The following is a 23,407-nucleotide window of genomic DNA, read 5'->3' on the forward strand; positions in this document are numbered from 1 at the left end:
GCGCGGACAGCTGTCCGCGCGCCGGAATGCACTCAGGAATCTAGCGCGGCGAGCGCCTTCTCCCAAGCTCCCTGGTCACGGGCCTCCCCGGGGCCGTTCATCTCGGCGAACCGGATGATTCCCTCCTTGTCGACGACGAAGGTGCCGCGGTTGGCGTACCCGGCCTTGTCGTTGAACACGCCGTAGGCCTGCGCGACCGCGCCGTGCGGCCAGAAGTCGGACAGCAGCGGGAAGGTGTAGCCCTGCTCGGCGGACCAGATCTTGTGCGTTGGCGGCGGGCCGACCGAGATCGCGAGCACGGCGGCGTCGTCGTTCTCGAACTTGGGCAGCCCGTCGCGCACCTTGCACAGTTCGCCCTGACACGTTCCGGTGAACGCGAGCGGGTAGAACACGATCAGGACGTTCTTCTCGCCCCGATAGTCCGAGAGCGAGACCTCCTGGTTGTTCTGGTCCTTGAGGGTGAAATCGGGCGCGACGGCACCGACGTCGAGGGGCATGCGAATTCCTAACCGGGTTGGGCGCTCAGCGCTGCTTCGCGGGGCGGGCCTTGGGCTGCACCAGCCGACTGCCCGACCAGGATCCCAGGTTCGCGGCCGACGTCTGCGTCAGTCCGGCGGTGGGCGCCGATTCGGCGATCTCGCTGGGTTCGACATGCCCGGGCTGCCCGGTCTTCGGGGTGAGCACCCACACGAAGCCCTCGTCGGCGAGCGGGCCGATCGCATCCATCAGCGCGTCGACGAGGTCGCCGTCGCCGTCCCGCCACCACAGCAGGACAACGTCGATCACGTCGTCTGAGTCCTCGTCGAGGAGCTCACCGCCGATGGTCTCCTCGACGGCGGCCCGCAGGGCGTCGTCGGTGTCCTCGTCCCAACCCAGTTCCTGTACAGCCATGTCTTGGGTGATGCCCAGTTTCTGGACGTAGTTCTGGGCGTCGGCCTCGGCGACCACGGTGGTGTCCTCCTACAGGTGTTCGTGCTGTCTCCAGCATCCGATCGGTGTTGATCGGTAGTGAAAGCGAACATGCTCGAGGCGTTCCGCGCAAGCGGGCCGCGCCGATTCGCCATAACAAATCTTTGGACGGGCGACGAAACAGACGCGCGCGCACCGCGGTCGGGGGCATTTGGCAGGATTGGACCCAGATCACCATCATGAACACACCGGGCCGCCGTCACACCAGGAGACCCGGATGGATCGGACGCCGCACCGTGCGTCCACCCGCGATGAGGAGCAAAAGTTGTCCGAGCAGACCCAGGACCCGGTATCTCCCCTGGCGCCCAGTTCCACTCCCGGTTCCGACGGCCGTGTGCGCGTCATCCGCGAGGGCGTCGCGTCCTACCTTCCCGACATCGATCCCGACGAAACCGGCGAGTGGATCGAAAGCTTCGACGATCTCGTGGAGCGCTCCGGCCCGGCCCGCGCACGCTACCTGATGCTGCGGCTGCTCGAGCGCGCAGGCGAGCGGCACGTCTCCATTCCCGCCCTGACGTCCACCGACTTCGTCAACACCATCCCCACCGAGAACGAGCCCTGGTTCCCCGGCGACGAGGAGGTCGAGCGCCGCTACCGCGCCTGGATCCGGTGGAACGCCGCGATCATGGTGCACCGCGCGCAGCGCCCCGGGGTCGGCGTGGGCGGGCACATCTCCACGTACGCGTCGTCCGCGGCGCTGTACGAGGTCGGGTTCAACCACTTCTTCCGCGGCAAGGATCATCCGGGCGGCGGCGACCACATCTTCGTGCAGGGGCACGCCTCCCCCGGCATCTACGCACGCGCCTTCCTGGAGGGCCGGATCCCGCCCGAGCAGATGGATGGGTTCCGCCAGGAGGCCAGCCACGCCGAGGGTGGGCTGCCGTCGTACCCGCATCCGCGCCTGCTCCCCGACTTCTGGGAGTTCCCGACGGTGTCGATGGGCCTCGGCCCGATGAACGCCATCTACCAGGCCCGGTTCAACCACTACCTGCACGACCGCGGGATCAAGGACACCGCGCAGCAGCACGTGTGGGCGTTCCTCGGTGACGGCGAGATGGACGAGCCGGAGTCGCGGGGACTCGCGCATGTCGCGGCGACCGAGGGCCTGGACAACCTGACCTTCGTCGTCAACTGCAACCTGCAGCGCCTGGACGGGCCGGTCCGCGGCAACGGCAAGATCATCCAGGAACTGGAGTCGTTCTTCCGCGGCGCTGGCTGGAACGTCATCAAGGTCGTCTGGGGCCGCGAGTGGGACGCGCTGCTGCAGGCCGACAAGGACGGCGCCCTGGTGAACCTGATGAACGTCACCCCGGACGGCGACTACCAGACCTACAAGGCCAACGACGGCGGCTACGTCCGCGAACACTTCTTCGGCCGCGACCCGCGGACCAAGGAACTGGTCAAGGACCTCACCGACCAGGAGATCTGGAACCTCAAGCGGGGCGGCCACGACTACCGCAAGATTCACGCCGCGTACGCCGCGGCGATGGCCCACAAGGGCCAGCCGACGGTCATCCTGGCGCACACGATCAAGGGCTACACCCTCGGCAAGCACTTCGAGGGCCGCAACGCCACGCACCAGATGAAGAAGCTGACCCTCGACGACCTCAAGGCGTTCCGCGACCTGCAGCGGATCCCGATCTCCGACGCCGAGTTGGAGAAGGATCCCTACCTGCCCCCGTACTACCACCCCGGGCCGGACGCCCCGGAGATCCGGTACATGCTCGACCGCCGCGCGCAGCTCGGCGGGTTCCTCCCGTCCCGCCGCACCGACGCGGCGCCGCTGCCGGTGCCGGACATCGCCACCCTCGATCCGATCCGCAAGGGGTCGGGCAAGCAGGAGGTCGCGACCACGATGGCGCTGGTCCGCGTCATCAAGGAACTGTTGCGGGACAAGGAGATCGGCAAGCGCATCGTGCCGATCATCCCGGACGAGGCGCGCACCTTCGGCATGGACTCGTGGTTCCCGTCGCTGAAGATCTACAACCGCAACGGGCAGCTGTACACCTCCGTCGACGCCGAGTTGATGCTGGCGTACAAGGAGTCCAGCGTCGGCCAGATCCTGCACGAGGGCATCAACGAGGCAGGCTCGACGGCGTCGTTCACGGCGGTCGGCTCCTCGTACGCCACGCACGGCGAGCCGATGATCCCGCTGTACATCTTCTACTCGATGTTCGGGTTCCAGCGGACCGGTGACGGACTGTGGGCCGCGGCGGACCAGATGTCCCGCGGGTTCGTGCTCGGCGCCACCGCGGGCCGCACCACCCTCACCGGCGAGGGCCTGCAGCACGCCGACGGGCATTCGCTGCTGCTGGCGTCGACGAACCCGGCCGCGGTCACCTACGATCCGGCGTTCTCCTACGAGATCGCACACATCGTCCGGGACGGCATCCGCCGGATGTACGGCGGCACCGAGGGGGTTCCCGGGTTCGGCGGCGAGAACGTCTTCTACTACCTGACGATCTACAACGAGCCGTACGTGCAGCCCGCCGAGCCGGAGGGCCTCGACGTCGACGGCCTGCTCAAGGGCATCTACCTCTACCAGCGCAGCGCAGGCACTGGCCCCAAGGCCCAGATCCTGGTCTCGGGTGTCGCGATGCCGGAGGGTCTGCGCGCCGCGCAGCTGCTCGCCGACGACTGGGGGGTCTCCGCGGACGTGTGGTCGGTGACCTCGTGGGGCGAGCTGCGCAGGGAGGGCATCGAATGCGACCGTGAGGCGCTGCACAGCCCGGACGCCGACCCGCGTATCCCGTACGTCGCCACCGCCCTGGCCGGCGCCGAGGGCCCGTTCGTTGCCGCGTCCGACTGGATGCGCGCGGTGCCGGACCAGATCCGCCAGTGGGTGCCCGGCGACTACACCACCCTCGGCACCGACGGGTTCGGCTTCTCCGACACCCGCACGGCGGCGCGACGGTTCTTCAACGTCGACGCCGAGTCGATCGCGGTCGCGGTGCTCGCCGGGCTCGCCCGCGCGGGCAAGGTCGAGCACAACACCCCGGCGGCCGCCGCCCGCCAGTACCGGATCGACGACGTCCTCGCGGCGCCGACGTCGATGAAGGACCCCGGCAGCGCCTAGCTCCCCCTCGAACGCCCCGACACCGCCCCGGTGCCGGGGCGTTCGGCCCGAGTGGTGGCGTAGGTTTCCCTGTCATGGGTGCACAGGAGTCCGACGGGGCGGAGACGGCGGCGACCCCGCCCACCGATGACCCGGCCGCGGCGCCGCCGCCCGCCGTCCCGGAGGGCGCCCGCACCCCGGTCGCACCACCGTTCGTCGGCCGCCGGGAACCGCGGGAGCCGCTGCCCGACGCGCTGCTCCGCCGGGTCAAGCAGTTCTCCGGCAGGCTGTCGACCGAGGCGGTGTCCTCGATGCAGACGCAGCTGCCGTTCTTCGCCGACCTCGACGCGGATCAGCGCGCCAGCGTGCAGCTGCTGGTGCAGACGGCGATCGTCAACTTCCTGGAATGGCTGCGCAACCCGGCCGACAGCGACATGCGGTTCAGCCTGGACGCATTCCAGGTCATCCCCCAGGACCTGGCCCGGCGCCTGACGCTGCGGCAGACCGTCGACATGGTCCGGGTGGCGATGGAGTTCTTCGAGCAGTGGCTGCCGGCGCTCGCCCGCAACGATCAGCAGCTGGTCGCCCTGACCGAGGCGGTGCTGCGGTACGGGCGCGAGCTCGGGTTCACGGCGGCGACGGTGTACGCGAGCGCCGCCGAGTCCCGCGGCGCCTGGGACACCCGGCTCGAGGCCCTGGTCGTCGATGCGGTGGTCCGCGGCGACAGCGGCCCGGACATGCTCTCGCGGGCGGCGACGCTGAACTGGGACGCGACCGCACCCGCGACGGTGCTGGTCGGGACGCCGCCGCCCGAGGAGGGGGTGTCCGTCGTCGGCACGGTGCACACGATCGCGCAGCGGCACGACCGGGCCGCGCTCGCGGTGGTGCAGGGGTCGCGGCTGGTGGCCGTGGTCTCCGGGGATGTGCGGTCCTCACCGGAGAACCGGCCGTTCCTGAACGACCTGCTTGCCGCGTTCTCCCCCGGACCGGTGGTCATCGGTCCGACGACCGGCACCCTCGGCGCCGCCCACTTCAGCGCGGTCGAGGCGCTCGCCGGCATGGACGCGGTCGCGGGTTGGCGCGCCGCGCCGCGGCCGGTGCACGCGGGCGAGCTGCTGCCCGAGCGCGCCCTGCTCGGCGACCGCGCCGCGCTCGACGCCCTCAACGACCAGTTGGTGCAGCCGCTCGCCGCGGCGGGATCGGCGCTGACGGACACCCTCGACACCTATCTGGACTGCGGCGCCGCCGTCGAGACCTGCGCCCGTCAACTGTTCGTCCATCCAAATACCGTGCGGTATCGACTGAAGAAGATCGCGGAGATCACGCGGCGAGATCCGACCAATCCGCGGGACGCGTACGTACTCCGAATCGCAGCAACAGTGGGCAGGCTGACTCGAACCCATCACGAACCTTCCAGTTCCGCCACATCAGTCACAGCCGCAACAGATCACGGGAACGGGCTGTAACGCGCAACGATTGAAGTACGATGCTCGACGGCGACAAGCGGTTTTGTTGGAACCCTACAAAACACTTGTCCAAGGTTCATCGTCAACAACACCCCGCCACGGCGGGCGGCCGGTGTTCCCTTATTCCTGTGATTGCGTTGCTCGCCCCGGGTCAGGGGTCCCAAACGCCCGGCATGCTCAGCCCCTGGCTGGAGCTGCCCGGCTCTGCTGATCGCGTTGCGATCTGGTCGAAGGCCGCCGGCCTCGACCTCGGTCGGCTCGGTACCACCGCCACCGCGGAGGAGATCACCGACACGGCCGTCACCCAGCCGCTCGTCGTCGCGTCCGCACTGCTGGCGTTCGAGGAACTCGAACGCCGCGGCCAGGTTCCCGCGGACCTCGTCGTCGCGGGCCACTCGGTCGGCGAACTCGCCGCAGCGGCGATCGCCGGGGTCATCTCCGCGGACGACGCGGTCGCGCTCGCCGCGCTGCGCGGGTCGGAGATGGCGAAGGCGTGCGCGCTGGAGCCGACCGGCATGTCCGCGGTCCTCGGTGGCGACGAGGACGCCGTCCTCGCCCGCCTCGCCGAACTCGATCTCGAGCCAGCCAACCGCAATGCGGCAGGCCAGATCGTCGCCGCGGGCCTGCTCACCCAGCTGGAGGAGCTGGCGGCCAACCCGCCGGAGAAGGCCCGGGTGCGCGCCCTCCCCGTCGCGGGCGCCTTCCACACGCGCTTCATGGCACCGGCGCAGGACGCGGTCACCGCGGCCGCCGCCCGGATCGTCCCGCAGGACCCCACCCGCACGCTGCTGTCCAACGCCGACGGGCAGCCGGTGACCTCCGGCGCCGACGCGCTGACCAAGCTGGCCGCGCAGGTCACCCGCCCGGTGCGGTGGGACCTGTGCAGCGCCTACCTCCGCGGCGCCGCGGTCTCCGCGGTCGCCGAACTGCCGCCCGCGGGCACCCTGGTGGGCATCGCGAAGCGCGAGCTCAAGGGCACCCCGACGCTGGCCATGAAAACCCCGGCCGAGCTGGACGCCGTCGCCCAGCTCGGCTGATCCGGCCGCAGCGCGGGCCGGAACTCACCGAACTTGCATCACTCACCCGGTCCGCCGGACCGGGCGAACGCAGGACCCGAATAACAACACCATCATGAAGGGAGCCACCCCGTGGCACACACTCAGGAAGAAATCATCGCCGGCATCGCCGAGATCATCGAAGAGGTCACCGGCATCGAGCCGTCGGAGGTGACCATCGAGAAGGCCTTCGTCGACGACCTCGACATCGACTCGCTGTCCATGGTCGAGATCGCCGTGCAGATGGAAGACAAGTACGGCGTGAAGATCCCGGACGAGGACCTCGCGAGCCTGCGCACCGTCGGCGACGTGGTCACCTACGTTCAGAAGCTCGAGGCCGAGGGCGTCCAGACCGGCTCCACCGACGACAAGTGAGCCCCGACGTGTCCTCCACCTCTCCCCGGACGTTGCCCAACGTCGTCGTCACCAGCCTCGCGGCTACGACGTCACTCGCTGGTGACGTGGATGCCACGTGGAAGTCCCTGCTCGCAGGCGAGAGCGGCATCGGCACGCTCGACGGCTTCGTCGACGAGTTCGATCTGCCGGTTCGCATCGGCGGCAGGCTCAAGGTCAGCCCCGACGAGGGTCTCTCCCGCGTCGAGGTCCGGCGGATGGCGTTCGCCGAGCGGCTCGCCCTGACGCTGGGCCGCACCGCGTGGCAGAACGCGGGCAGCCCCGAGGTCGACCAGGACCGGCTCGGCGTCGTCATCGGCACCGGCCTCGGCGGCGGTGAGACGCTCATCGACGCGGTCGACAAGCTGCGCGAGGGCGGGTACCGCAAGGTGTCCCCGTTCGCCGTGCAGATGGTGATGCCGAACGGCCCTGCCGCGACGGTGGGGCTCGAGCTCGGCGCGCGCGCCGGGGTCATCACCCCGGTCTCCGCCTGCTCGTCGGGGTCGGAGGCGATCGCGCACGCGTACCGGATGATCACGCTCGGTGACGCCGACATCGTCGTCGCCGGTGGCGTCGAAGGGCAACTCGACGCCGTCGCCACCGCCAGCTTCGCGATGATGCGGGCGCTGAGCACCCGCAACGACGACCCGAAGGGGGCGTCGCGGCCGTTCGACAAGGACCGCGACGGCTTCGTCTTCGGCGAGGCGGGCGCGATGATGGTCCTCGAAACCGAGGAGCACGCGAAGGCGCGCGGTGCCACCATCCACGCACGACTGCTGGGTGCGGGCATCACCTCGGACGGACACCACATCGTGGCGCCGCACCCCGAGGGCACCGGAGCGGCCCGCGCCATGACCCGGGCCATCGAGTCCGCGGGATTGGCGAAGGCGGACATCTCGTTCGTCAACGCGCACGCCACCGCGACCCCGATCGGCGACACCGCCGAGGCCAAGGCGATCACCGCCGCGGTCGGATCGCACGCCGCGGTGTACGCACCGAAGTCCGCGCTCGGGCATTCGATCGGCGCCGTCGGTGCGCTCGAATCGGTGCTCACGGTCCTGAGTGTGCGTGACGGGATCATCCCGCCCACGCTCAATCTCGAAAATCAGGATCCAGAGATCGACCTGGACGTCGTCAAGGGCCAGCCCCGCGAGGGCCGGATCGATTTCGCCATCAACAACTCGTTCGGATTCGGTGGGCACAACGTTGCGCTCGCCTTCGGCCGCGCCTGACGTTGGGCGGCTCGTAGTTCGAGGGTGAGGGGCCCGCACCGGCGGGCCCCTCACCACCCCCCACAGTCAGCGGCTCGCTTTTGAAGGAGGACCGGCGATGACCATTCTGGATCCCGTCACCAGATCCGACGCCCAGCTCGACCCGCGCGATCCGCTCGCCCGGCTCGAGAAGCTGTTCGACGCGGGCACCACGACGACGCTGCATGACCGTGACCGGTCCGGCGTCCTCGCCGCATCCGGCGAGATCGACGGCGTCCGCACCATCGCCTACTGCTCCGACGCCACCGTGATGGGCGGCGCGATGGGCGTGGACGGCTGCAGGCACATCGTCGCGGCCATCGACGCCGCGATCGAGGAGCAGGTCCCGATCGTCGGGATCTGGCATTCGGGCGGGGCCCGCCTTGCGGAGGGCGTCGAGGCCCTGCACGCCGTGGGCCTCGTGTTCGAGGCCATGGTCCGCGCGTCCGGCCTGATCCCCCAGATTTCCGTCGTCCTCGGGTTCGCCGCGGGCGGCGCCGCCTACGGCCCCGCGCTCACCGACGTCGTCATCATGGCGCCCGAGGGCCGCGTGTTCGTCACCGGACCCGACGTGGTCCGTTCGGTGACCGGCGAGCAGGTCGACATGGAGTCGCTCGGCGGCCCGGACACGCACACCAAGAAGTCCGGGGTCGCGCACATCGCCGCCCGCGACGAGCTCGACGCCCTGCACCGGGCCCGCAGGCTGGTGTCGATGATCGCCGATCAGGGCGAGTTCGACGTCGAGGCGGCCCGCCGCGGGGACACCGACCTGCGGGCGATGATGCCCGCATCGGCCAAGCGTGCCTACGACGTCCGCCCGATCGTGCACGAGCTGCTCGACAACGTGGACGGCGAGTCCAGCCTCGAGGAACTGCAGGGCAACTACGCGCGCAGCATCGTCACCGGCATCGGCCGGATGGGTGGTCGCACCGTCGGCGTCATCGCGAACAACCCGCTGCGCCTCGGCGGCTGCCTGAACTCGGAGAGCGCGGAGAAGGCGGCCCGGTTCGTCCGGCTGTGCGATGCGTTCGGGATCCCGCTGGTCGTCGTCGTCGACGTGCCCGGCTATCTGCCCGGCGTCAGCCAGGAGTGGGAGGGGGTGGTGCGCCGCGGCGCGAAGCTGCTGCACGCGTTCGCCGAGGCGACCGTTCCCCGCGTCACCCTGGTCACCCGCAAGATCTACGGCGGCGCGTACATCGCAATGAACTCCCGCGCACTCGGCGCCACCGCCGTCTACGCGTGGCCGGAGGCCGAGGTCGCGGTGATGGGCGCCAAGGCCGCGGTCGGGATCCTGCACAAGCGGGCCCTTGCCGCCGCACCCGAGGAGGAGCGCGAGGCGCTGCACGACCGGCTGGCCGCCGAGCACGAGGCGATCGCCGGTGGCGTCGGCCGGGCGATGTCGATCGGCGTCGTCGACGAGCTGATCGAGCCCGCCACGACCCGCAGCAGGCTCACCGCGGCACTCGCCGCGGCCCCCGCACGCCGCGGCCTGCACAAGAACATCCCACTGTGACGTGACGTGCGGGCCGCGACCGGTCCGGTCGGGGCCCGCACGCTGTCGCCGTCAGCCGACCGCGACCAGGGCCCTGCTGTGGCGGGCATTCTCGGCCTCGTCGACCAGCGCGACGGCCAGGTCGGCGTAGGAGAACGCCCCGTCGCCGAGCACACCGGTGCCACCGGTCCGGTACCGCCCGGTCCGCGGCGCGTCCTCGTCGAGCACCACCGGCGGCGGCGCCAGCATCACCCAATCCAACGCGGCATCGGCGGATTCCAGGACGTCGAGTTCCGCGACATGGCCGAGCGAGAACTCGCGCGCCTCCGCCGGGAACCCGGGTGCGTCGAGGACCCGCACACCCGGCTGCGTCTCGAGCATCGTGCCGATTCCCACCGCCACCAGTCGCGGCACCCCGGCGTCGACGAGGCCGCCGGTCAACGCCCGCGCGGCCGCAACGTAGAACTCCGTCGACGGCACGTCCATTCGGGCTGCGGTGTGGATCGCGGCGGAGTGGCCTGCCGCGATCCGCGCGACGTCGCCGCGATCGGTGACGTCCCCCGCGACCACCCGGACCAGATTCCCCACCGGACCGGTGTAGCGGTGCGGATCCCGCGCCACGACCGTCACCGCCCGACCGCGCGAAGCCGCCTCCGCCACGACACGCCGCCCCGCCCTGCCGCCACCGAACACCACGATCTCGTTCACGACTGTCCTCCCTGGTCCGCGTTCGGCCAGCGGTCGCCGGTCGAGACGCCGACGGTAGCGAGGGGGGTGCCGGTTACCGCAACGATAGTTAGGCTGACCAGGTGCGCACCCCGTTGCCCCGCGACCTGTTCTCGGATTGCCTGCCGGGACCGTCACCGATCCGGGTCGGGGACAAGTGGACCGCCCGCATCATCGCCTGTCTGCGGGACGGCCCCCGCCGGTTCTCCGAACTGCAGGTGCCGCTGCACATGGTGTCCCCGAAGGTGCTCACCGCGTCACTGCGGTCGATGGAACGCAGCGGACTGCTCACTCGCACCTCGTACCCCGAGATCCCGGCGCGGGTCGAGTACGAGCTGACCGACCTGGGCCGGTCACTGCAGAGGCCGCTCCGAGCGGCCTGCGAGTGGAGCGACGAGCACCTCGGTGACGTGCTCGCTGCGCAGACGGCGCACGATCTTCGGCCCGAACCCTGACCGACCGGGTCCCTGACGGACCGGGTCCCCGACGACGGGAGCCCCCCGACCTTCCGGTCGGGGGGCTCCCGTGGCTGCCGGCGGGTTCACCGGCGGATCGGCGTCAGACCGCGCGGACGTCCGTCGCCTGCGGGCCCTTGGCCCCCTGCGAGATCTCGAACTCCACCCGCTGGTTCTCCTCGAGGCTCTTGAAGCCGGAACCGGAGATCTCCGAGTAGTGCACGAACACGTCCGGGCCGCCGTTGTCCTGCGCGATGAAGCCGAAGCCCTTCTCCGCGTTGAACCACTTGACTGTTCCCTGGGTCATGAGGACTCCTTCTCAGGGCTGGTCGGACCGCACCGTGCGGACCGGGCCGGTTTCCAGACGCGACGCGAACGTCTCCAGACGCTGACGGGATGAACCCAGGAACCTGAAGGGCTGCACGGCGCCCGCAACACTGTTTCCTTGCGAGCGTGCAGTGGGTACACAAACACACAAAAACCACGGCCGAACCGTTCAACACCCCGTCGGCCGGTCTGATTCCCGACCGTCGATCACCGGGTCAGGGCGACGCCGACCAGCAGCAGGGACACCACGCACAGCGCCGCGCGGAGCGTGTTGAACGCGGTCCAGCGCGGCGCGTACTCCCGGAAGCCGATCCGCCCACCGAGGAGCGCGTTGTTGAGCGGGACGTTGACGACGGCGGTGATCAGGACGGACCCGACGAGGTTGACCGCGGCGGCAGCGAAGTACCACGTCGCGGCCGCGCCCGACGCGAGGAACCCGGCGGCGCCTGCCGCGACGGGTGCCCCGAGGAACGGGACGAACAGCCACGGGGTGAGGATCTTCCGGTTCACGCTCCGCATTGCCGCGTCGGCCGCGTCGTCGTCGACGGCCTTCAGGCCGGGCATCACCGACATCGAGAACGCGTAGTAGAGGCCGGCGAGGACGCCGTGCAGGACGAGCGTGACGAGGCCGAGGATCAGCATGGGGCCATGATGTCCTACCCGACGTCGCTGCGCAGCCAGGTGACCTCCGCGCCCTCGCCGCCGCTGCGGTACGGCTCGAGTTCCGCGTCCCACTGCGACCCGAGCGCGCGTTCGAGCTCGGCGGCGAGGCGCTCGGACCTGCCATGCTCGGCGATCAGCGCCCGCAGCCGCATCTCGCCGACGATGACATCACCGTTCGCGCTCATCGACCCGCGCCACAGCCCGAGCGACGGCGCGTGGCAGTAGCGTTCCCCGTCGACGCCCTCGCTGGCGTCCTCGGTGACCTCGAACCGCAGCATCGGCCACGCCCGGAGTGCGTTGACGAGCCGGGCACCGGTGCCGACCGGGCCGACCCAGTCGGTGCTGGCGCGCAGCTGCCCGGGGGATGCCTGCTGCGAGGTCCACGCCAGGTTGGCGCGGCAGTCCAGGGTGGCGGCGAGGGCCCACTCGATGTGCGGGCACAGCGCCGCTGGCGACGAGTGCACGTGCAGCACACCGTTCGTCGCGTCGGCGAACCGATCCCATTCGCGCACAGCGCACCTCCAGCTTCGACGAGGGTCGTCTTCCCCAACGGCCTCTGTCGCGCTGACCCGGCGGTGGCGCGGTAACAGTGTGCCCCGTGTGCACGGTGGTGCGCCAGTTGAAGCGGGTATTGCCCCGCGGACGGGGCTCGCTCAGCGTCCGCCGAACTCGGCGAGGACCGCGTCGCTCAGCGGCGGCCACGCCTCCTTGGCCCAGTCGCCGAACGCCCGGTCGGTGAGCGCGACGCACGCCAGCGCGCGGGTCGGGTCCACCCACAGGAAGGTGCCGGACTGCCCGAAGTGACCGAAGGTGGCCGGCGAGTTCGTCGCACCGGTCCAGTGCGGCGCCTTCCCGTCGCGGATCTCGAACCCGAGCCCCCAGTCGTTGGGCCGCTGCATGCCGTAGCCGGGGAGCAGCCCGCGCAGGTCGGGGTAGTGCAGCGTCGTGGCGTCGCCGAGGGTGGAGGGGGCCACCAGCCGGGGCCGCAGCAGTTCCTGCGCGAACCGGGTCAGGTCGGCGGTGCTGGCGCTGGCGCCGTGACCGGCGGATCCGTCGAGTGCCGACCCGGTCATCCCGAGCGGTTCGAACACCGCCTGCCGGAGGTACTCCGGGAACGCGATCGCGGTCTCGGCCGCGACGAGGTCGGCGAGCACCTCGAATCCCGCGCTGGAGTAGATGCGTTTGGTGCCCGGCTCCGCCTGCACGGTCCGGTCACCGAAGGCCAGCCCCGAGGTGTGCGCGAGCAGGTGCCGCACGGTCGCGCCGGGTGGGCCCGCAGGCTGGTCCAGGTCGATCGCACCCTCCTCCACCGCGACCAGGACGCCGTAGGCGACGAGCGGCTTGGTCACCGAGGCCAGCGCGAAGACCCGGTCCTGGTCCCCTGCCGTGTCCAGGACGCCGCCAGGGCCGACCGCGGCGGCGGCGGCGTGCTCGACGGGCCAGGTGTCGATCGCGGCGAGGGAGCGCATGGCGTCAGCCTACGAGGACCGGTGGACGCGACGATGCCGGGTCACCCCGTGGGGCGACCCGGCATCGAGGAGCCGTCGGCGGGTGTCCGTCAGCGGTCGGCGTCGGTGTACTTGATGACGCCACGCAGGTTCTTTCCGTCGAGCATGTCCTGGTAGCCCTCGTTGACCTGCTCGAGGCTGTAGGTGTTGGAGATCATGTCCTGCAGGTTCAGCTGACCGGACTTGTAGAGGTCCAACAACATCGGGATCTCGTGGCGCGGGTTGGCGCCGCCGAAGACGTTGCCCTTGAGCGTCTTCTGCAGCATCGCGAAGAGGAACAGGTTCATCTTCACGTCCATGTCCGACATGTTGCCCATCGAGGTGACGACGCAGGTGCCGGTCTTCGCGGTCAGGGTCAGCGCCGGGTCGACGAGGGTGCCGTCCATCTCGCCCATCGTGAGGATGACCTTCTGGCACATCTTGCCCCAGGTCAGCTCCATGACCGGGACGATGGCCTCCTCGAGGCTGGCGTACGCGTGGGTGGCGCCGAACTTCAGGGCCCGCTCACGCTTGGACGCGACCGGGTCGATCGCGATGACGTGGCGGGCGCCGGAGACCACGGCACCCTGCAGCGCGGCCATGCCGACGCCGCCGACACCGACGATCGCGACGGAGTCACCGGGACGCACCTGCGCGACGTTGGTTGCCGAACCCCAGCCGGTGGTGACGCCGCAGCCGACGAGCGCGGCGACCTCGAACGGGATGTGCTCGTCGATCTTGACCGCGGAGTACTCGTGCACCGTCATGTACGGCGAGAACGTGCCGAGCAGGGACATCGGGATGACGTTCTGCCCGCGCGCCTGGATCCGGTAGGAGCCGTCGGAGATGGACTGCCCGGTGAGCAGGCCCATGCCGAGGTCGCAGAGGTTCGAGTGGCCCTGGGTGCAGGGGTCACAGGTGCCGCAGGCCGGGATGAAGGACAGGACGACGTGGTCGCCCTCCTTGAGCCGCTTCACGTTCGGGCCGACCTTGGTGACGACGCCGGAGCCCTCGTGCCCGCCGAGGACAGGGAAGGACGGCATCGGGGTTGCGCCGGTGACGAGGTGGTGGTCGGAGTGGCACATGCCCGCCGCCTCCATGCGGATCTGGACCTCACCCTCGCGCGGGTCGCCCAGTTCGATCTCCTCGACCGACCAGGGCTCGTTGAGACCCCACAGGAGCGCGCCTTTTGTCTTCATCTCGGTTCCGGCCTTTCGTCCAACTTCGGCGTCAGGTGACCCCCGGTGACGGCGATCACAGCGGACACGATAGCCGGAAAACCGCAGATTTGGAACACGTTCTAGAAGAATTTCGTAACAGCCTCTAACGTAGATGCATATCCCCAGGTGAACGTCCGTTACCGACGGGTCAGGTGGGCGCCCCGACGGCACGGGAGTCCACCCGCGGATCCGGGCCAGCGGCCCCCCGGCCGCGCCGCACGACCCGGTCGAGCGCGAACGATCCACCGCCGATGAACACCAGCACGAACATCGCCCAGCAGAACAGTGCCGCGGGTTCGCCATCGTTCTGGATCGGCAGCGCGCCGTCGGCCTGGTGACCCCAGAAGTACGCGTATGCCATCGAGCCCGACCCGAGGAAGGCGGCGGCCCGCGTCCCGAGGCCGACCATCAGCAGCGCGCCACAGGCGACCTGAATGGCGGCGCCCCACCAACCGGGCCACGCACCGAGCTGCGCGGTCTGCCCGCCGTAGGGCTCGGCGGGCCACGCCCACAGGCTGGTTGCGCCGTGGCAGAAGAAGAGGAATCCGATGACGACGCGGAAGGCGGCGATCGCGAGGTCGCTCGCGGAGGTGGCCCAGTGGCGGGAGGTGTGTGTCACGAGCGGGAGTTAAGCATGGCTACCCTAAGTCGTGGGGTGCCACGATTGTCGCGTCAACCAGGGTGGGGCGGGCGGGGCTCGAACCCGCGACCTATGGATTATGAGTCCACGGCTCTAACCGACTGAGCTACCGCCCCATCCGCCCGCACCGCGGGCGCACCGAATGGTACCGGTGCGCCGCGGCCGGTCCGGAGGCGCGTCGAGGCTCAGGTCATCGCGACGAACAGCAGCGCCGAGGTCGCCACCACCGCGACCGCGGCGAGCATCGCCAGCAGGAACCACGCCCGCGCGACCTGCTCGTCGACGTCCCGCGGCGCCAGCAGGTGCCGGTTGGTCAGAGTTCGTGAATTCCGCATCGTCATCCTCGTTCGTCATCGACAATGCGAGGGTTCCATTCTCGGCGCGGCGACAACAGGGTCGAAGGTCCCCGATTGTCGGCGACCCGGCGTCGGCGTGAGCCATCTCACTCCCGCACCCGGCCGCCTGCCGCGGCGAACGACGCCCCCGACCTGCGTACACAGGTCGGGGGTGTGCCGTTCGTCGACTGCGGCAACGGAACGAGAAAACCCCTCCACCCGCCGGAGGCGGATGAAGGGGTTTCGCGGCTCCCCCGGCTGGACTCGAACCAGCAACCGTCCGATTAACAGTCGGAAGCTCTGCCAATTGAGCTACAGGGGATTACCTTCGGCAGCGCTCGCTCTCGCTTGGCTGCGGAACAGACTTTAACCCATAGACCCACCCAGGTACCAAATCGCCTGCCCGCGGACCGGTCAGGCAGACTGTGGGAGGCCGTTCGACAGGAGGGATAAGCAGTTCATGATGCGCTTGCTGATCGGGGTTGCCGCGGGATACGTGCTCGGCACGAAGGCCGGCCGCGCCCGCTACGAACAGATCACCCGGACCACGAAGGCGATCATCGAGAGCCCGGCGACGAAGAAGGCGATCGAGGTGGGACGGCAGAAGCTCTCCGACAGCCTCAACCCGCAGCCCAAGCTCGAACCGCTCAAGCCGATCGACGAGCAGACGACGATCCTCGTCCCCCGCGACCAGCTGCGCCGCTAGAACTCCTCGGCGTTGTCGCCGACCGCCTGCTCCAGGAGGCTGCGCCGGTACTGCTCGAGCGCGACGAGGTCCCCGAACAGCGACATGTACTCGTCCGGGTGGTCCGCCTGCGACAGCCGCTGCAGCCGCGACTTGAGGTCGGCAACCTGCTGCCCCACCCACACCTCCTGCAGCCGGGCGAGGACCCGCGGAATGTAGTCGGGGACGTCGGACGCCCGCATCGGCTCCACCGCCAGCTCGGTGACGAGGGACTGCAGCGGGTCGGCGAGTTTCGCGACGGCGTCCATCCATTCGGCGCCGCCGAGGCCCGCCGCGGTGCCACCCGCGTCGGCCATCGCCTGCCGCACCAGCGCGTACGCGGGGTGGGTGAACGTCTCCGCGGGCAGCGAGTCGAAGACGGACCCGGCGATCGCGGGGTACTGCAGCGCGGCCTTGAGCGCGTCCCGCTGCGGCCACAGCGTCGGGTCGCGGGGGTTCGGCCGCTGCGGACCCTCGGGTGCCGCGGGCGCGGGCGCCTCCTCCCGGAACCTGTTCTCCGGCTGCGTCTTCCCGCGCCGGGATCCGGCGCGGCGCGATTCGTCCCGCACCCGCCGGACGACGGCGGTGATGTCGTCCCAGCCGACCCAGCCAGCCAACTGCCGTGCGTAGTCCTCGCGCAGCGCGGTGTCCTTGATCCGGGCCACCACCGGCACCGTGCGCCGCAACGCCTGGACCCGCCCCTCGGCGGTGTCCAGATCATGTTCGGCCAGCAACGATTTCACGACGAACCGGAACAGTGGCACCCGCCGGGCCACCAGGTCGCGGACCGCCGCATCGCCGGACGCCTGCCGCAGTTCGCACGGATCCATGCCGTCCGGCGCGACCGCGACGTACGTCTGCCCGGCCATCTTCTGGTCACCCTCGAACGCCTTCATCGCGGCCGCCTGACCGGCCGCGTCGCCGTCGAAGGTGTAGATCACCTCGCCGCGGAAGTAGCTGTCGTCCATCAGGAGCCTGCGCAGCATCGCGAGATGGTCGTCGCCGAACGCGGTGCCGCACGCCGCGACCGCCGTCGTCACGCCAGCCAGGTGCATCGCCATCACGTCGGTGTAGCCCTCGACGACGACCGCCTGATGACCCTTCGCGATGTCCCGCTTCGCGAGGTCGAGACCGAACAGCACCTGAGACTTCTTGTACAGCATGGTTTCCGGCGTGTTGATGTACTTGCCGGGCATGGTGTCGTCATCGAACAGCTTGCGGGCGCCGAACCCGATGACGTCGCCGCCGAGGTTGCGGATCGGCCACACCAGTCGGCGCCGGAACCGGTCGATCGGGGTGCCCCGCTTGCCGGGCGTCGCCAGGCCCGCGTCGACGATCTCCTTCGCCTCGAATCCCTGCGACAGCAGATGCTTGGTCAGCGTGTCCCAGCCGTCGGGCGCGTAGCCACACCCGAACGTCAACGCGACCTGCCCGTCGAAGTTCCGTTCCGTCAGGTAGTCGCGGGCGGCCTGCGCGTCCGGTTCCCGCAGCCGCTGCGCGTAGAACTTCTGCGCCGCCGCGTTCGCCGCGACCAGCCTGGCGCGGGTGCCGCGGTCGCGCTGAACGGACGGTCCGCCGCCCTCGTAGGAGATGGTGTAGCCCAGCCGGTCGGCGAGCTGCTCGACGGCCTCGACGAACGAGACGTGCTCGATCTTCTGCAGGAACGAGTAGACGTCGCCGCCCTCCCCGCAGCCGAAGCAGTGGAAGGTGCCGTGGTTGGGCCTGGCATGGAAGGACGGGGACTTCTCGTCGTGGAATGGGCACAGGCCCTTCATCGAGTCCCCGCCGCTGTTCTTCAGCGCGACGTACTCCCCGACGATGTCCTCGATGCGGGTGCGCTCCCGAATGGCCGCGATGTCTCGTTCAGGAATTCGGCCGGCCACGGTCGACAGTCTAGGCGGCTCCGCTCGGGCCGTCCGGCACGGCATCTAGGATTCGCGCCATGTCGTCCTCGTCACGCCGCTGGGTGCGCCGCGCCCTCGTCGGTGTCGCCGTGTTCGTCCTCGTCGCCGCGGCCGCGTTCTTCGCGCTCGCCCCCGGACTTGTCGAGCGGGCGCAGAACAAGATCGTCGACACCGCCCTGCCGGAGGTGTCGGAGCAGACCCGGCAACTCCACGACGGCCTGCTGATCGCGGACCTGCATTCGGACACCCTGATGTGGGACCGCGACCTGCTCGAACGCTCCTCCCGCGGGCACATGGACCTGCCCCGGCTGCAGGACGGGAACGTCGCGCTGCAGGTGTTCTCCTCGGTGTCGAAGTCGCCGAAGGGCCAGAACTACGACGCCAACACCGGCGACAGCGACAACATCACCCTGCTCGGTGTCGCGCAGCTGCAGCCGCCCCGCACCTGGGGGTCGATCCTGGAACGGTCGCTGTACCACGCGGAGAAGCTCGGCAAGGCCGCCGCCGCATCCGACGACCAACTCCGGGTGATCCGCAGCCGGGGCGACCTTGAGGCGCTGCTCGCCGACCGGGCTGCCGGCCGCGAGGTGACCGGCGCCCTGTTCTCGGTGGAGGGGCTGCAGAACCTCGAGGGACGGATCGAGAACGTCGACCGGCTCTTCGACGCCGGGATGCGGATGGCCGGGTTCACCCACTTCTTCGACAACGAGACCGCTGGCTCGATGCACGGCGTCGACAAGGGCGGGCTCACCGACCTCGGCCGCCGGGTGTTCGCGGAGCTGGAGCGGCGCGGGGTCGTCATCGACATCGCGCACGCCAGCCACCCGGCGATCGCGGAGATGCTGGCCCTGGCAACGAAGCCGGTGGTGGCCAGCCACGGCGGGGTGCAGGCGACGTGCGCGGTGAACCGGAACCTCACCGACGACGAGATCCGCGGCGTCGCGGCGACCGGCGGGGTGGTCGGCATCGGCTACTGGGATGCCGCGGTGTGCGCGCTGACCCCGGCCGCGGTGGTCGACGCGATCGAGCATGTGATCGCGGTCGGTGGGCTGGCGACCGCGGCGCTCGGCAGCGACTACGACGGCGCAACCACCGTCGCGTGGGACACCAGCGAGATCGCGGTGATCACGCAGGAGCTGCGGGACCGGGGCCACAGCGACGCCGACATCGGGGCGATCATGGGCGGCAACACCCTGCGGGTGCTGGCGCAGGTCCTGCCGTAGCCGCGGTCAGCCCCAGGCGGCCTGCGCGCCGAGGCTCTGCCGGTCGACGCGTTCGAGTCGGCTCTCGGTGTAGGACGCGATCTGGTCGACGATCACCCTGGTGCGGGCCGCGTCGTCGCCCGCCCGCCGCCACGCGGGAAGCAGGATCGGGTCGAGGCAGGTCGGCGCGGTCTGCAGCAGCCACTGGGCGACGCGGTGGATGCGGTCCCGCTGCCGGTCCTGCTTCGCCCGGTGCCCGGCATCGGACATCACGTACCGCAGCGCGACGGTCTTGAGCAACGCCACCTCGGCGGCGACGACCGGCGGGATCACCAGGTCCGCGGCGTAGCGGGTCAGCGGCGACCCGCCCGCGACGTCCCGGGTCGCGGTGACCGCGGCGGTCGCGAACCGGCCGACGAGCTCACTGGTCAGGTTCTTCAGCGCCACCGCCGACCCGACGGTGCCGTCGTACCGGCCGACCGCGACGACGACCGGCAGCACCGACAGCCTGCCCGCGGCGTCGACGAGATCGTCGACGACGAGTCCCCGGAACTCGGCGGCGCCCATCTCGGCGAGCGCCCGCCGCTCGACCGGGTCGGCGAGGGCGCGCAGGTCGATGCGGCCGGCGATGACACCGTCCTCGACGTCGTGCACGGAGTACGCGACGTCGTCGGCCCAGTCCATCACCTGCGCCTCGAGGCACTGGCGGCCTGCCGGGGCACCCTCGCGCACCCACGCCAGCATCCCGGCGTCGTCGTCGTATGCCCCGAACTTCGCGCCGGGCGTCGGCCGGGTCCACGGGTACTTCATTGCGGCGTCGAGGGCGGCGCGGGTCAGGTTCAGTCCGGCGCTGACGCCGTCACCGTCGAGGACCTTCGGTTCCAGGCGGGTCAGGATCCGCAGGTTCTGCGCGTTGCCCTCGAATCCGCCGCAGTCGGCGGCGACCTCGTCGAGCGCCTTCTCCCCGTTGTGCCCGTACGGCGGGTGCCCGATGTCGTGGGCGAGGCCCGCGAGGTCCACGAGGTCCGGGTCGCAGCCGAGCCCGTCGGCGATGCCGCGGCCGATCTGCGCGACCTCGATCGAGTGCGTCAGCCGGGTGCGGGGGGTGTCGCCGTCGCGGGGGCCGACGACCTGGGTCTTGTCGGCGAGCCTGCGCAGCGCGGCGCTGTGCAGGACCCGCGCCCGGTCCCTGGCGAAGTCGCTGCGCGGGGCGGAGGTGCCGGGCAGGCCAGCGCTCTTCGGCGACTCCCCGATCTGCCGGTCGAGGTCGTGGTCGGTGTACCCCGGCACGATCACTGCCCGGCCGTGTACGGGAAGTCCGCGGAGAAGTGGGTCAGCTGATACCACAGCAATGCGCCTGTCTCCCTTGCTATTCCGTGGAACTGCGATTCACGCGTGAAGACGGCGGGCCCCTGCCGGGTCGGCGCCGTCCACGCCGCGAGCCCGGCGTCGCGGGCCATCGTGCGGGTGCGGAGCGAGTGCCACGGGTCGCTGACCAGGACCGCGGACGTCATCGCCTGCTCCCCCATCACCCGGCTGACGCCCTCGATGCTCAGCAGCGTGTCCTCCCCCTCCTCGACCGCGATGATCCGGTCCGCCGGAACCCCCCGCGAGATGAGGTAGTTCTTGCCCGACGCGGCCTCGGTGTACAGGTCACCGACCTGCTTGCCGCCGACGGTGATCACCGTCGGCGCGATGCCCCGCTCGAACAGCTTGACGGCCTGCTCCAGCCGCGCCTCGAACACCGACGACGGCGTCCCCGAGTACTGCGCCGCGCCGAGCACCACGATCGCGTCCGCCTGCCGGGTGTCGTTGATCCGCGCCACCTGCCACACCCGCACCGCGGTCCCGCCGACCAGCAGCATCCCGATCACGATCGCCCCGGCGACGACCCGGCGCGTCCACCGGCCGAGGGTGCCAGCGAACCCGAGGCGCTCGTCGTCGTGTCGGCGGGCAGCTGCGTAACTCACTCCCCAAGTCTGCCAGTGACCGCGAGCCGCGCCGCGCAGGCCGCGCCAGCCGATAGATTCGGACACATGTCATCTGCACTTCGCCGCGGCGGGCGGCCCGTCGCCGCGACCCTGGCCGTCGTCGCCGCACTGCTCGCCCTGCTCGGCCTGCCCGCCACCGCATCGGCGGACGCCCCGCTCCGGCTGCCGTCCCAGATCACCGACCCGGACGGGATGCTCGACGCGTCCGGGCGCGCCGACGTCCAGGCCGCGCTGGACGCCCTGTTCGACGAGCACCGGACCCAGCTGTGGGTGGTGTACGTCGCCTCCTTCGGCGGCGTCGACGCCGACGCCTGGGCCAGCCGCACCGTCGCGATGAGCGGGCTCGGGGACGAGGCGGCGCTGCTCGCGGTCGCCACCGAGGACGGGGCCTACGCGTTCGACGTGCCCTCCTCGCTGTCCGGGGTGAGCGAGAGCGATGTCGCCGCGATCGAACGGGACGCGGTGGTGCCCGCGCTGCGCGAGGGCGACTGGGCGGGCGCCGCGGTGTCCGCGGCCGGTGGGCTGTCGGACGCGATGTCCGGGACCGGATCCGGGTCCGGGGTCACCTACCTGGTGCTCGGCGGGGTCGCCGTCGTCGCCGCGGGCGGCGCGGTGCTCTACACCCGGCGCCGCAAGACCCGCACCGGCCGCGGCGGATCCGCCGCCGCCGACGTGGACTGGACGGATCCGGCCGTGCTCGCGACGCTGCCGATCGCGACCCTCGACGCCCGCGCCAAGGAGGTGCTCGTCGAGACCGACAACGCGATCCGCACCAGCGAGGAGGAACTGAACCTGGCGCGCGGCGAGTTCGGCGACGCGGCGACCGCGCCGTTCACCGCGGCCTACGACGCCGCCCGGTCGACGCTGGCGTCGGCGTTCGCGATCCGCCAGCGCCTCGACGACGACATCCCCGAAACCCCGGACCAGCAACGGGACATGCTCGTCGAGCTGATCGCGACCTGCAGCCGCGCCGACCGCGAACTCAACGATCGGGTCACCGAGTTCGACGGGATGCGGGACCTGCTGATCGACGCGCCCGCCCGGCTCGACGCCCTCACCCAGCGGACGGTGGAGATGACGGTCCGGATCCCCGAATCCGAGTCCGTTCTGACCGCCCTGCGCGGCGAGTTCCCGGCCCCGGCCCTGGCCTCGGTGGACGGCAACATCGCCCTCGCCAGGGAGCAGCTGGCGTACGCGGACCAGAACATCACGGCGGGCCGGGACGCGGTCGCGCTGCCTGCGGGCAAGCAGGGTCCGGCGGTGGTCGCGATCCGGGCCGCCGAGGGCGCGCTGGATCAGGTTCGGGAACTGCTCGACGGCGTCGACCATGCCGCCGACAACATTCGCACCGCGATGGCGACGCTGCCCGCCGCGATCGCGGACGCCCGCAAGGACATCGCCGACGCCGACGCCCTCGCCGGGCACGGCGGGCCGGACCTTGCCGCCGCCAAGTCGGCGGCGGAGGCGGCGGTCGCCGCGGCGGAGGCCACCAGCGGCAGCGACCCGCTCGGCGCGTTCACCGAACTCGCGAAGGCGGACAGCGCCCTCGACACGATCCTCGCCGCCGCGAACGAGGCCAAGGCGAACGCCGAGCGGACCGCGCAGCGCCTGACCCAGGACATCACCGCGGCCCAGGCGCAGATCACCGCCGCCACCGATTTCGTCGCGACGCGGCGGGGCGCGGTCGGGGCGGAGGCGCGGACCCGGCTATCCGAGGCGCAGCGGCATCTGGACGCGGCGCGGCAGCTGAGCCAGTCCGATCCGGCGACGGCCCTGCAGCATTCGCGGGCGGCCGGGGATCTCAGCGGCCGGGCGCTGCGGCTGGCGCAGTCGGATGTGCAGCAGTGGGAGGCCAGTCGGCGGCCGCAGTCGTCGGGGGTGAATACCGGCGCGATCCTCGGCGGCATCCTGATCGATTCGATGATCCGCGGCGGGAGGAGCGGCGGCTGGGGCAATCGGGGCGGCGGATCCCGCGGCGGCGGCCGCTCACCCGGATCGTTCGGCGGACCGAGCAGTTCCGGGCGGATCAGCCGCAGCGGCCGGTTCTGACGGC

General features: G+C 70.8%; 23 protein-coding genes and 2 tRNA genes. 10 read left to right on the forward strand and 15 right to left on the reverse strand.

The features are described 5' to 3' along the window. Positions 1-32: 32 nt before the first annotated feature. Together ACFWPA_RS13720 and ACFWPA_RS13725 are read right to left on the reverse strand one after the other, a co-directional pair. Positions 33-497 carry a peroxiredoxin gene (locus tag ACFWPA_RS13720; RefSeq protein ID WP_378508353.1) on the reverse strand — a complete coding sequence of 155 codons (465 nt, stop codon included), beginning with the start codon at positions 495-497 and terminating at the stop codon, positions 33-35. A 25-nt stretch (positions 498-522) separates the two neighbouring features. Beyond that, a complete protein-coding gene (locus ACFWPA_RS13725) occupies positions 523-948 on the reverse strand; it encodes a DUF3052 domain-containing protein (protein ID WP_378508352.1) in 426 nt (141 codons plus the stop codon). Between the two features lie 238 nt (positions 949-1,186). Here ACFWPA_RS13725 and aceE point away from each other — a divergent pair, with 238 nt between their 5' ends. From aceE to ACFWPA_RS13755, 6 genes are all read left to right on the forward strand, one after another. After that, positions 1,187-4,045, forward strand: a complete 2,859-nt coding sequence (gene aceE, locus ACFWPA_RS13730) for a pyruvate dehydrogenase (acetyl-transferring), homodimeric type (protein ID WP_378570517.1) — start codon at positions 1,187-1,189, stop codon at positions 4,043-4,045. A gap of 74 nt (positions 4,046-4,119) precedes the next feature. Beyond that, positions 4,120-5,490, forward strand: coding sequence for a PucR family transcriptional regulator (locus ACFWPA_RS13735; RefSeq protein ID WP_378508350.1), 1,371 nt, complete (start codon positions 4,120-4,122; stop codon positions 5,488-5,490). A gap of 128 nt (positions 5,491-5,618) precedes the next feature. Further along, positions 5,619-6,527 carry an ACP S-malonyltransferase gene (locus ACFWPA_RS13740; RefSeq protein ID WP_378570519.1) on the forward strand — a complete coding sequence of 303 codons (909 nt, stop codon included), beginning with the start codon at positions 5,619-5,621 and terminating at the stop codon, positions 6,525-6,527. A gap of 111 nt (positions 6,528-6,638) precedes the next feature. Continuing rightward, positions 6,639-6,920, forward strand: coding sequence for a meromycolate extension acyl carrier protein AcpM (acpM, locus tag ACFWPA_RS13745; protein ID WP_378508348.1), 282 nt, complete (start codon positions 6,639-6,641; stop codon positions 6,918-6,920). 8 nt (positions 6,921-6,928) lie between these two features. After that, entirely contained in the window at positions 6,929-8,170 is a 1,242-nt protein-coding gene (locus ACFWPA_RS13750) for a KasA/KasB family beta-ketoacyl-ACP synthase (RefSeq protein WP_378508347.1), read from the forward strand. Between the two features lie 97 nt (positions 8,171-8,267). Then, a complete protein-coding gene (locus ACFWPA_RS13755; RefSeq protein WP_378508346.1) occupies positions 8,268-9,701 on the forward strand; it encodes an acyl-CoA carboxylase subunit beta in 1,434 nt (477 codons plus the stop codon). A 51-nt stretch (positions 9,702-9,752) separates the two neighbouring features. Here ACFWPA_RS13755 and ACFWPA_RS13760 read toward each other — a convergent pair whose 3' ends face one another. Then, positions 9,753-10,388 carry an NAD(P)-dependent oxidoreductase gene (locus ACFWPA_RS13760; RefSeq protein WP_378570521.1) on the reverse strand — a complete coding sequence of 212 codons (636 nt, stop codon included), beginning with the start codon at positions 10,386-10,388 and terminating at the stop codon, positions 9,753-9,755. A 101-nt stretch (positions 10,389-10,489) separates the two neighbouring features. Here ACFWPA_RS13760 and ACFWPA_RS13765 point away from each other — a divergent pair, with 101 nt between their 5' ends. Continuing rightward, positions 10,490-10,861, forward strand: a complete 372-nt coding sequence (locus tag ACFWPA_RS13765) for a winged helix-turn-helix transcriptional regulator (RefSeq protein ID WP_378508344.1) — start codon at positions 10,490-10,492, stop codon at positions 10,859-10,861. A gap of 103 nt (positions 10,862-10,964) precedes the next feature. Here ACFWPA_RS13765 and ACFWPA_RS13770 read toward each other — a convergent pair whose 3' ends face one another. The 9 genes from ACFWPA_RS13770 to ACFWPA_RS13810 all read right to left on the reverse strand — a co-directional run bounded on the left by ACFWPA_RS13770 (position 10,965) and on the right by ACFWPA_RS13810 (position 15,855). After that, positions 10,965-11,168 carry a cold-shock protein gene (locus tag ACFWPA_RS13770; protein ID WP_378508343.1) on the reverse strand — a complete coding sequence of 68 codons (204 nt, stop codon included), beginning with the start codon at positions 11,166-11,168 and terminating at the stop codon, positions 10,965-10,967. Between the two features lie 227 nt (positions 11,169-11,395). Beyond that, entirely contained in the window at positions 11,396-11,830 is a 435-nt protein-coding gene (locus ACFWPA_RS13775) for an anthrone oxygenase family protein (RefSeq protein ID WP_378508342.1), read from the reverse strand. 14 nt (positions 11,831-11,844) lie between these two features. Next, a complete protein-coding gene (locus ACFWPA_RS13780) occupies positions 11,845-12,363 on the reverse strand; it encodes a DUF3145 domain-containing protein (protein ID WP_378508341.1) in 519 nt (172 codons plus the stop codon). A 141-nt stretch (positions 12,364-12,504) separates the two neighbouring features. Next, positions 12,505-13,320 carry a serine hydrolase domain-containing protein gene (locus ACFWPA_RS13785; RefSeq protein ID WP_378570524.1) on the reverse strand — a complete coding sequence of 272 codons (816 nt, stop codon included), beginning with the start codon at positions 13,318-13,320 and terminating at the stop codon, positions 12,505-12,507. Between the two features lie 89 nt (positions 13,321-13,409). Next, positions 13,410-14,537: an NDMA-dependent alcohol dehydrogenase gene (locus tag ACFWPA_RS13790; RefSeq protein ID WP_378508339.1), complete on the reverse strand. Its 1,128-nt coding sequence runs from the start codon at positions 14,535-14,537 to the stop codon at positions 13,410-13,412. 169 nt (positions 14,538-14,706) lie between these two features. After that, the gene (locus tag ACFWPA_RS13795; protein WP_378508338.1) at positions 14,707-15,177 is read right to left on the reverse strand and encodes a DoxX family protein; all 471 of its coding nucleotides are present in this window, start codon (positions 15,175-15,177) and stop codon (positions 14,707-14,709) included. Between the two features lie 63 nt (positions 15,178-15,240). Next, positions 15,241-15,314, reverse strand: a tRNA-Ile gene (locus ACFWPA_RS13800). A gap of 69 nt (positions 15,315-15,383) precedes the next feature. Continuing rightward, positions 15,384-15,533 (reverse strand): hypothetical protein, encoded by a 150-nt coding sequence (locus ACFWPA_RS13805; protein ID WP_378508337.1) that lies wholly within the window; start codon positions 15,531-15,533, stop codon positions 15,384-15,386. A 249-nt stretch (positions 15,534-15,782) separates the two neighbouring features. Then, positions 15,783-15,855: transfer RNA gene (locus tag ACFWPA_RS13810), tRNA-Asn, on the reverse strand. Positions 15,856-15,993: 138 nt separating this feature from the next. On the opposite strand from ACFWPA_RS13810, the gene ACFWPA_RS13815 reads away from it, so the two are divergent. Further along, positions 15,994-16,239 carry a hypothetical protein gene (locus ACFWPA_RS13815; RefSeq protein ID WP_378508336.1) on the forward strand — a complete coding sequence of 82 codons (246 nt, stop codon included), beginning with the start codon at positions 15,994-15,996 and terminating at the stop codon, positions 16,237-16,239. Here ACFWPA_RS13815 and dnaG read toward each other — a convergent pair. After that, the gene (gene dnaG, locus ACFWPA_RS13820; protein WP_378508335.1) at positions 16,236-18,140 is read right to left on the reverse strand and encodes a DNA primase; all 1,905 of its coding nucleotides are present in this window, start codon (positions 18,138-18,140) and stop codon (positions 16,236-16,238) included. The genes ACFWPA_RS13815 and dnaG overlap by 4 nt on opposite strands. Positions 18,141-18,199: 59 nt before the next feature. Here dnaG and ACFWPA_RS13825 point away from each other — a divergent pair, with 59 nt between their 5' ends. After that, positions 18,200-19,384 carry a dipeptidase gene (locus tag ACFWPA_RS13825; RefSeq protein WP_378508334.1) on the forward strand — a complete coding sequence of 395 codons (1,185 nt, stop codon included), beginning with the start codon at positions 18,200-18,202 and terminating at the stop codon, positions 19,382-19,384. A gap of 6 nt (positions 19,385-19,390) precedes the next feature. Here the strand turns inward: ACFWPA_RS13825 and ACFWPA_RS13830 are convergent, their stop codons facing one another. Together ACFWPA_RS13830 and ACFWPA_RS13835 are read right to left on the reverse strand one after the other, a co-directional pair. Next, positions 19,391-20,659, reverse strand: a complete 1,269-nt coding sequence (locus ACFWPA_RS13830; RefSeq protein ID WP_378508333.1) for a deoxyguanosinetriphosphate triphosphohydrolase — start codon at positions 20,657-20,659, stop codon at positions 19,391-19,393. Continuing rightward, complete coding sequence (locus ACFWPA_RS13835; RefSeq protein WP_378508432.1) at positions 20,656-21,228, reverse strand: YdcF family protein; 573 nt, start codon at positions 21,226-21,228, stop codon at positions 20,656-20,658. The genes ACFWPA_RS13830 and ACFWPA_RS13835 overlap by 4 nt, the downstream gene beginning before the upstream one ends. A gap of 171 nt (positions 21,229-21,399) precedes the next feature. On the opposite strand from ACFWPA_RS13835, the gene ACFWPA_RS13840 reads away from it, so the two are divergent. Continuing rightward, on the forward strand, positions 21,400-23,403 hold the full coding sequence (locus ACFWPA_RS13840; RefSeq protein WP_378508332.1) for a TPM domain-containing protein: 2,004 nt from the start codon (positions 21,400-21,402) through the stop codon (positions 23,401-23,403). Positions 23,404-23,407: the final 4 nt, after the last annotated feature.

The organism is Rhodococcus sp. NPDC058505 (genome assembly GCF_042720095.1).
In the GTDB taxonomy this organism is placed as follows: Bacteria; Actinomycetota; Actinomycetes; order Mycobacteriales; family Mycobacteriaceae; genus Rhodococcus_G.